An 8,954-nucleotide genomic window follows, 5' to 3' on the forward strand; every position below is an offset into this window, starting at 1 on the left:
CTCGTACACGGCCTGGTAGCTCGCGACCATGGCCTCGGTGCTGAAGCGCTCCTCCACCTGGGCGCGTCCGGCCCGCGCGAGTCGCGCGCGCCGGTCCGGGTCCCCGGCGAGGTCGTGGATCGCGCCGGCCAGCGCCGCCGGATCGCGCGTGGGCACCAGCACCCCGCTGACACCGTCCTCGACGATCTCCTCCGGACCGCCGCAGCGCGTCGCCACCGTCGGCACGCCGCACGCGAGCGCCTGCACGGTCGAAAGGGAGAACCCTTCCGTGTGCGAGCTGATCGCGTAGATGTCCAGGTTGTTCATGATCCGGGGCACGTCGTCCCTGAACCCGGCGAAGTGCACGCTGTCGCGCAGGCCCAGACGGTCGCGCAGGGCGAGCAGGTCCTGGTACATGCGGCCCCGGTTGTCTCCGACGATGACGAAGCGGTACATCTCGGAGCGCTGCCGCAGCAGCGCTGCCGCCTGCAGCAGGTCCGGGTACGCCTTTGCCGTGCGCAGGTTGCCCACCGCCCCCACCAGCACCTCGCCGGGCCGGATCCCCAGCTCCCGCCGCAGCTCCGAGTCGGAGCCGGGGCGGAACGTCCGGGCATCGATCCCGTTGTGGATGACCCGGGTGCGCGCCGGGTCGAGGCGGTTCTCGCCGAGCACGCTCCGCCGGAGCGACTCGGAGACGAAGACGACCCGGTTCTTGCGGCGGTCGATGATGCGGAACTTGGCGGCGCGGTGTGACTCGTCCGGCGCCACGTCGGCCTGGCCGTGAAAAGTGCAGACCACCGGGACGCCGCTGAGGCGCCCGGCAAGGCTCCCGTACACGCTGGGGCCGAGGAGATGGGCGTGGATCAGCTCCACCCGGTGCCGCCGCACCACCCCCAGCAGTGCGCGCAGGTAGGGGAGGTCGAACGCCCTCTGCGGGGCGACCATCAGCGGATCGATCCCCTCCGGCTGGAGGGCCTGCGACAGCCACCCCGCTTCGGACACCGCCACCACCGGCCGCCACCGTTCGCGGGGGAGCCCGGTGGCCAGGTTGAAGAGGATGGTCTCCGCCCCGCCGGGGCCCGCCATGTCGATCAGGTGGAGTATGGTCCTGCGCCGTGCGTCGCGCGGCTCGGTCAAAGCTTCGGCTCCGGTGAACTTGCTGCGAGGGCGGGCGCTCATGCTGCCGGTGCCCGCCCCGTGGGCAGGGGGCATACCAGAACCTCGCCGGGGCTGCGGACCCTCGCAAGCCCGTGACGGGGCTGCCGGGGCTTTCCGGCGGGACCCCTCGCTGTGGCATCCATGCCGCTTGGGTGTTGGACGGATGCAACACGACCGCGGCGCCCCGGGGGGTGCGCGTCGGCGAGGCTCGCACGAACTCTGCTGCCAGGGCCGGTGCCGGAGCCCCGCGGCAGCGGCCGGCGGCACGGAACAGCGTATGCTACCTGCCGCTGCGGGCGCCGCTTCCGCGAGGGCGCCCGCCTTCCATCCGGGCCTCACCTCCAGGGATGCACGGGAGCACTCGTCCGCAGCCGACAAGGATTTTCGGCGTTCATGACCGGCAAGACAAAGAGCCTGGGGAAGCAGTCGGCGATCTACGGGGCGGGGATCATCGTGGGGAAGCTCGCCAGCTTCATCATGCTCCCCGTGTACACCCGCTATCTCACCCCGGCGGACTACGGGGTGCTGGAGCTGCTGTCGATGACCATCGACGTGATCGGGATGATCGCGGGGATGGGCATCGGTGCGGCCGTCTTCAAGTTCTACTCGGACGCGGACGACGCGACGGCCAAGAACCGGGTGATCAGCACGGCCGGCATCAGCACGGCCGTGCTCGGCGCGGTGACCGCCGCGCTCGGGCTGCTGCTCGCGCCGCTGCTCACCCGCCTCGTGATCGGCGAGGGCGCGGACCCGCTGTACCTGCGGATCTTCTTCCTCACGTACCTGTTCCAGAGCTGCGAGCACGTCCCGATGATGCTGCTCCGCGCCCGACAGCAGGCGGGGCGGGTGGTCACGCGGAACGTCGCGCGGCTGGTCCTCAACCTCTCGCTCAGCATCCTGTTCGTCGTCTACTTCCAGATGGGGGTGCTGGGCGTCCTGCTGAGCGGCCTGATCACGGGCGCCGTCATGGCGGTGGTGCTCAGCGTGTACCTGGTCCGCGAGGTGGGGCTCCGCTTCTCGGCGGACCGCTTCGGGGCGATGGTGCGCTTCGGGAGCCCCATGGTGCTCTGGACGCTGGGGAGCTTCGTCCTGGTCTTCTCGGACCGCTTCTTCCTGAACCACTACGTCGGCACCGCCGAGGTGGGGATCTATTCGCTGGCGTACAAGTTCGCCTTCATGCTGAGCGCGCTCGCGTTTTCCCCGTTCGACCTGGTGTGGGACCCGCACCGCTACGAGGTGGCGAAGCGCTCCGACGCAAAGGAGGTGTACGCGCGGGTGTTCCTCTACATGAACGTGGCGGTGGGGCTGGGGGCGCTGGGCATCTCGCTGTTCGTGAAGGACTTCCTGGGCGTGATGTCCGATCCCGCCTTCCTCCCGGCCTACCGGTTCGTTCCGCTCCTGCTCCTTGCCCAGACGTTCTCCCATTGGGTAAGCTACGTGACCCTGGGCCTCTTCGTGAGCAGCAACACTCGGGCGCTGGGGCACATCGCCTTCCTGGCGGTGGTGTCCACCCTGGTGCTGAACTTTCTCCTGGTTCCACGGTTCGGCATCGTCGGGGCGACCTCGGCCACCGTCGTCGCGTACGCGCTGCGCTTCTTCTGGACGTACCGCTCGGCCCAGCGGCACTACCCCATCCAGTACGGGTGGGGCGCCATCGCCCGGCTGTACGGGATCTTCGGCGCCGCGGTGGCGCTGCGCTGGGCCGTGCAGCCGGACCACCTCCCCGGCTCGCTCGCCTGGAGCACGCTTCTCATGCTGGCCGCGACGGCGCTGGTGTACCGGCACATCCTGGGTCCGGCGGAGCGGAGCTGGGTCCGCTCCTTCTTCGCGCGTTCGCGGGTCGGGCTCGCGCTGGGGGCGTCGCGGGCGTGAGTGCCTACCCGCCTGCCGGGGGGCGCGTGGAGGCGTCGGCCCCGCCCGCCGTGAGCATCATCATCCCCGTGTACAACACGGCGGCGTTCGTGGCGGACGCGCTGGACTCCGTCCTGGCGCAGACCTTCTCGGACTACGAGGTTCTCGTGGTCAACGACGGCTCCCCCGACACGGAGCTGCTGGAGCGGGAGCTGGAGCCGTATTCGGAGCGCATCCGCTACCTCCGCCAGGAGAACGCGGGGGTCAGCACCGCCCGCAACAACGCCCTGGCCGTGGCGCGGGGGCGCTACGTGGCCATGCTCGACAGCGACGACAGGTGGCACCCGGAGTACCTCGCTTCGCAGGTGGCGGTGCTGGATGCGGACCCGTCCGTCCACGTGGTGTACCCCGACGCGCTCCGCTTCGGGGGCGGGCCGGAGCAGCGGTACTCGGAACAGTACCCGGTGGGTGGGGAGATCACCTTCGGCCGGGTGCTTGCGCGGGAGCGCCAGGTGTACGGTGGGGTGACCGCCCGCATGGACGCCGTCGTAGCGGCGGGGATGTACGACCCGGAGCTGCGGATGGCCGAGGACTTCGAGCTCTGGCTGCGGATCCTCCACCGGGGCGGCCGCATCGTGTACAACGACCGGGTGCTGGCCTACTACCGCTACCGGCCCGGCAGCCACACGAGCAGCCATCGGCCGATGCTGGAGAACCTGGCGCGGGTGCTCGACAAGGTGGGCCGCACCATGGAGCTGGAGCCCGGCGAGCGGGAGGTGCTGGAGCGGCAGCGCGCCTGGGTCCACTCGAAGCTGGCGCTCCAGGACGGCAAGGACGCCTTCCGCGCCGGGGACATTCGGACCGCCGTCCAGAAGCTGCGGGAGGCGAGGGCCCTTTCCACCCGCCGCAACCTCAAGGTGTCCCTGGTGCTCGCGCTCCTGCGGATCGTCCCCGGACCGCTGCGCGGCCTGTACCTGCTGCGCGAGCGGCTGCACGCGGCGCGCTCGCAGCGCGCCGCCACGGGGTAGGGCGGGGCACCGCCTGCCCGAGCCCGAGCTTCCCAACCGACCCGATCGGCCTCTCTCCTCACGCCCTGGATCCGTCCCGATGCTCGCTCGCCGCCACGCCCCCGACGACTTCGTCCGCTGGAACCGCGCCCACGGTGCTCCCTTCGGCGCGCAGCTGCGCGCCGAGGGGCTGCTCGGCCGCCTCCTTCCCCGGTCGGTCCTGACCCGGCTGCGCGGGCCGTTCTCGATCCAGCCCAACAACAACACCCGCGCATTCGAGTACCCCTGGGCCTTTCACGCGGCGGAGCCCCGGCCGGGCCTCGACGTGCTGGAGATCGGGGGGGGGCTCAGCGGCTTCCAGTTCGTGCTCTCCCGTCTGGGGTGCCGCGTGGTCAACGTCGATCCGGGAATGGAGGCCACCGGCGTCGGCTGGCCCTGCGACGCCGCGTCCATGCGGCGCCTGAACGGGCTGTTCGGGACGACCGTGGAGCTGCGCAACACCGTGCTCGAAGCCGCGGGCCTGGCGGACGAGTCGTTCGACCTGGTCTTCAGCATCAGCGTGCTGGAGCATCTCCCCGAGCATGAGATCGCCAACGCGGTCCGCGAGGCTTTCCGGGTGCTCCGGCCCGGCGGCCGCCTGGTGATGACCGTGGACCTGTTCCTCAACATCAGGCCGTTCACCACGGAGGAGCGGAACCGCTACGGCACGAACGTGGACCTCCGCTGGCTGCTCGATCAGGCGCCGTTCGAGCTGGAGCAGGGCACTCCCGCGGAGCTGTACGGCTTCGACGAGTTCTCCGCCGAGAGGGTGCTCGCCCGGCTGGACGAGCTGCTCGTCGGCGACTACCCGGCTGCGGCGCAATGCCTGGTCCTGCGGAAGCCCTGATCCCCGCGGCGGGCGGCGCCTGCCGCGGGGAGGACCGCGCACACGTGCTCTTCCTCGCCAAGCAGTTCCCCTGGCCCACCAACGTGGGCGCGCGCCAGCGCTCCTTCCACGTGGCGCGGGGGCTGGCGCGCACGCACGAGGTGACGGTCGCCGCGCTGGACGACCCGCCGCCCCCCGAGGCGCAGCGGGCGTTCCTTGCCGCCTCGGGCTGCGCCCGGGTGCTGTTCGTCCCTCCCTCCACCTGCCGGGGGATGCAGCCCGTCGGGGCCCCCGCGCCCCGGCTGGTCCGCGCGCTGCGCGCCGTCCGGGGGCTCGTCCGCTCTCCCCTCCCCGATGCCCTGCTGTACTGGTGGTCGGACGCGCTGGTGAGCGAGCTGGCGAAGGTGCGCCGCGAGAGGCACGTCGACGTGGTCTTCGCCTCCCAGTCGTGGATGGCCGAGCACGCGCGCGCGGCCGGCTTCGAGCGCATCGTGGTGGACGTCGACGACCTGCTGAGCGTCATCTCCCGGCAGCAGCTGCGGCAGCGCGGGTGGTACCCGCGGAAGCCGCTGGACGTGCTGCGCGCCGCCCAGGAGCGCGCGTACGAGCGCTCGCTGCCGTTGCGCTTCACCCGCGTGCTCGTGGCCAAGGACGAGGACCGCCGATTCTTCCCTGCCGCGGTGCGCGAGCGCGTGGCGGTGCTCCCCAACGGCGTTTCCGTGCCGGATGCGCCGGCCCCGGCACCCGAGCGCGCCGACACGCTCCTGTTCGTGGGCACCCTGGGGTACCCGCCCAACGTGGACGCGGTGACCTGGTTTGCCCGCGAGGTGCTGCCGCTGGTCTGGGAGGCTCGCCCCGACGTGCGCTTCCAGGTGGCGGGCTTCGGCAGCGGGGCGCACCTGGCGCCGGTGCTCGCCGACTCCCGGTGCGCGGTGGCGGAGTCGCCGCCGGAGCTGGCGCCGTTCTACGCCGCGGCGGCCGTGGTCGTCACCCCGGTCCGCACGGGAGGCGGCACGCGAATCAAGATCCTGGAGGCGCTGGCGCACGGAAAGGCGCTGGTGAGCACCCGCTTCGGGCCGGAGGGGCTGTCGCTGCGCGGCGGCGTGGACCTGGAGTTCGCGGACACCCCGCGGGCCATGGCCGACAGCTGCCTGGCGCTGCTCGGGGACCCCGTCCGGCGCCGCGTGCTGGGCACGGCCGGCCGCGCCCACGTGGCGGAGCGGTTCGACTGGAGGCGGATCGAGGAGAGGCTCGATTCGCTCCTCCCGCTGCCCGGCCCCTGAACGGGGGCAGGGCGACAGGCGAAGACGCAGTCGGGCGCCCGGGATTCCCGGGCGCCCGATCTTCTTTCCCCCGCCGAGCCCGCCCGCCCTCGAGGATCAGGCCACGGACCCGGACCGGTAGTAGCCGCCCCGCCCCGTCCGGGGTCCGTGGGCCGGCACAGGCACCGGGCGGGAGGCCGTCGTACCACCGCCGGCCCGGATCTCCCGCGCCTTGTTCACGGCGCACACGTGCAGCGCGACCGTCATGGCCAGGTTGATCCAGAAGAACGGGTAGTAGAGCACGGTGACGAAGAAGCCGCTCCCGAGGAACCCGATCAGCGCCCCGTCCAGGCCATGCGCCATCTGGTGAAGGAACGCGTGGTCCCCGGGAAGGGTCCGGAGGACCTTGCGGGTCTTGAAGTTCACCACGAAGGTCGCGCCGATCAGCAGGACGAACGCGGCCAGCCCCAGATAGCCGAGCTCCGCCACCGCCTCGATGAAGATGTTGTGCGGGAGCTGGCCGGCCGGGTTGTAGTACGACTTGTAGTAGGGGAGCCAGTTCGCATATCCGATCCCGAGCACCGGGTGGTCGGCGGCGATCTCCAGCCCGTGCTTCCAGTACGTGATGCGCGTGGTGGACGTCTCGTCCTCGCCCGCGCTCCTGAAGCGCTCCTTCTGCTCCTCGGGCGTCACGGCGACGACCAGGGCGACGGCGAGGGCCGCCGGCACCAGCACCCGGAACCGGTGCCTGGACCGTGCCACCATCCACGCCAGCGTCAGCGCCCCCCCCACCAGCGCACCCCGGGAGGAGGAGGCGATCATGCTCATGACCGCCGTGACGGGAAACAAGAGAAAGAAGAGCCTCTGCCACTTCCCCCAGTGCTTCCACATGGCGATGACGAACCCGGCCGCCAGGGGGAAGAAGATGCACATCTGGATCCCGAACTCGCCGGAGTTGTGGAACCATCCGGGGCCGCCCGTCGCACCCCAGTCGCGGAATCCGAAGCCGATCGACATCCAGGAGCGCGCCCCGTGCTGCGACATCTTGAAGCTGTACAGGAGGAACGCGAGCATGAACACGAAGAAGCGCCGCTCCGTCGTCACCACGTTCGTGATGAGGATGAAGACCACGATCCAGTTCACGTACACGGAGTAGCCCGCGAACGAAGCCTCCGTGGAGTACGCCGTGACGGACGACGCCACGAGCACCAGCGTGTAGAAGCCCAGCAGGGCGGAGATGATCGTGGGAAAACGGGCCAGCTTGCCCTCGAGCAGCGCGGTCAGGACCGCCAGGATGAGAAGCGACTGCGCCCAGGGCAGAACGTTGATGGAGGTGTAGATCTGCTGCGGGCGAACGTACTCGAAGAACATGTACAGGTTGAGGAACCAGAACGACGCCGGCTCCTTCCTGATGAAGTTCCAGATCGCCAGCGGGGTCGCGCTCCACACGTCCCGGACCCGCCGGGGAGGCGAGCCCCGCCGTGTCCTCGCGCCCGTCGGGGCGGGGCGGAGTCCGCCGGAGTGCTGGCCGGGAAGCGGACGATACCCGGGAAGCGACGCGTCAGCCATTCAGGACCCGCTTGAGGAGGTGGAGGCCGCGGAGCATGGAGGTGGGGAGCAGGCTGCCGCCGTAGATCCCCACGGAGCGGCGGGAGATCGCCGCTCCCTGCCGCCAGGCGTCCCGGACGGCGGTGCGCGCCTCCCGCTGCTCCATGAGCGAGAGGTGCAGGTAGCCCAGGCGGAGGAGGAGCCTCTGGCGGCCGGCGCGCCGGGCCCGCTCTTCCTCGGGGGAGAGCGGGCTGCGCAGCCGCGCCGCCCGTTCGTTGCTGAGCAGCGCGTTGCGCACCAGGTCGCGCGTGTTGGCGTTCGCGGTCAGCCGCTCCTCGTGGCCCACCCGCCAGCGCAGCAGCGGCGACATCACCGCGGCCATGGGGGACGCCGCGCCCAGGCGGTGGAAGAGCTCGGTGTCCTCCGCCACCCGCAGCGCCTCGTCGAAGCCGCCCGAGCGCAGGAAGACGTCGCGCCGCACCATCGCCGCGGAGGGGAGCACCACGTTCCCCTCGAAGAGGAGCCCGTAGGCGTCACCCACGAAGACGTCGTGCCGCGCGCCGCCGGCCTCGACCTGCAGTTCCCGAAGCGCTCCCGCGAGCCACTCGCGGCAGGTCCGCCCGACGTCGCGGAACACCGGCACCGCGCTCTCCAGCCCCCGCGCTCCCGGCACCGGCCGGTCGTCGCCGTCCACCAGCACGCACTCCGTGATGGACCACCCGGCCTCCGGGGCCGCCTCGTGCGCCGCGAGCTGCACCTCCAGCTTGGTGGGCTCCCAGAGGTCGTCGGAGTCCAGGAACGCCACCCACTCCCCTCTCGCCTCGCGGACCCCACGGTTGCGCGCGGCGGACACCCCGGCGTTCTCCTGCCGGACGTAGCGCACCGGCGCGGGGAAGGCGCGGCAGACCGCCTCCGTGTCGTCGCGGGAGCCGTCGTCCACGATCAGGGCTTCGTCGGGCGGGCGCGTCTGCTGTAGCACCGACGCAACGGTTGCGGGAAGCCAGCCCGCCCGGTCGTAGGTGGGGATGACGACGGTGATGGAGGACAAGGGCTCTCCGCGTGTGCGATCGGGACGGGACCTGCCGCCCGGGCGGGTGTCCGGGCGAGGGTGCGCGACCCCCCCTGGTGCATGGATCTTGCCACCCCGGCCGGGCGTCTGCGCGGCCTCTCCCGCGCTCCCCGCCCGCCGGGGCCCCCGCACACCGTATTGCATGCGCCGGTACCGACCGACATCTGTTGCGCCCGGGCCACAGACGGGCTCCGTCCGCGGCCCCGCCGCGGAGG

At 71.6% G+C, this 8,954-nt stretch carries 7 protein-coding genes; 4 read left to right on the plus strand and 3 right to left on the minus strand.

The window, feature by feature from the left end; genetic code table 11:
• Positions 1–1,116: glycosyltransferase (locus VGR37_21195; GenBank protein HEV2149928.1), on the minus strand; the 1,116-nt coding region annotated here is incomplete at its 3' end.
• A gap of 414 nt (positions 1,117–1,530) precedes the next feature.
• Between VGR37_21195 and VGR37_21200 the strand changes: the two genes are divergently transcribed.
• The 4 genes from VGR37_21200 to VGR37_21215 all read left to right on the plus strand — a co-directional run bounded on the left by VGR37_21200 (position 1,531) and on the right by VGR37_21215 (position 6,143).
• Positions 1,531–3,009, plus strand: a complete 1,479-nt coding sequence (locus VGR37_21200; protein HEV2149929.1) for an oligosaccharide flippase family protein — start codon at positions 1,531–1,533, stop codon at positions 3,007–3,009.
• 50 nt (positions 3,010–3,059) lie between these two features.
• Positions 3,060–4,016, plus strand: coding sequence for a glycosyltransferase family A protein (locus VGR37_21205; GenBank protein HEV2149930.1), 957 nt, complete (start codon positions 3,060–3,062; stop codon positions 4,014–4,016).
• A 79-nt stretch (positions 4,017–4,095) separates the two neighbouring features.
• Positions 4,096–4,881 (plus strand): class I SAM-dependent methyltransferase, encoded by a 786-nt coding sequence (locus tag VGR37_21210; GenBank protein HEV2149931.1) that lies wholly within the window; start codon positions 4,096–4,098, stop codon positions 4,879–4,881.
• Complete coding sequence (locus VGR37_21215) at positions 4,857–6,143, plus strand: glycosyltransferase family 4 protein (GenBank protein ID HEV2149932.1); 1,287 nt, start codon at positions 4,857–4,859, stop codon at positions 6,141–6,143. Before VGR37_21210 ends, VGR37_21215 begins: the two co-directional genes overlap by 25 nt.
• A gap of 96 nt (positions 6,144–6,239) precedes the next feature.
• On the opposite strand, the gene VGR37_21220 is transcribed toward VGR37_21215, so the two are convergent.
• Both VGR37_21220 and VGR37_21225 read right to left on the minus strand, forming a co-directional pair.
• Entirely contained in the window at positions 6,240–7,571 is a 1,332-nt protein-coding gene (locus VGR37_21220; protein ID HEV2149933.1) for an O-antigen ligase family protein, read from the minus strand.
• Positions 7,572–7,683: 112 nt separating this feature from the next.
• A complete protein-coding gene (locus VGR37_21225; protein HEV2149934.1) occupies positions 7,684–8,718 on the minus strand; it encodes a glycosyltransferase family 2 protein in 1,035 nt (344 codons plus the stop codon).
• Positions 8,719–8,954: the final 236 nt, after the last annotated feature.

This window comes from Longimicrobiaceae bacterium, assembly GCA_035936415.1.
In the GTDB taxonomy this organism is placed as follows: Bacteria; Gemmatimonadota; Gemmatimonadetes; order Longimicrobiales; family Longimicrobiaceae; genus JAFAYN01.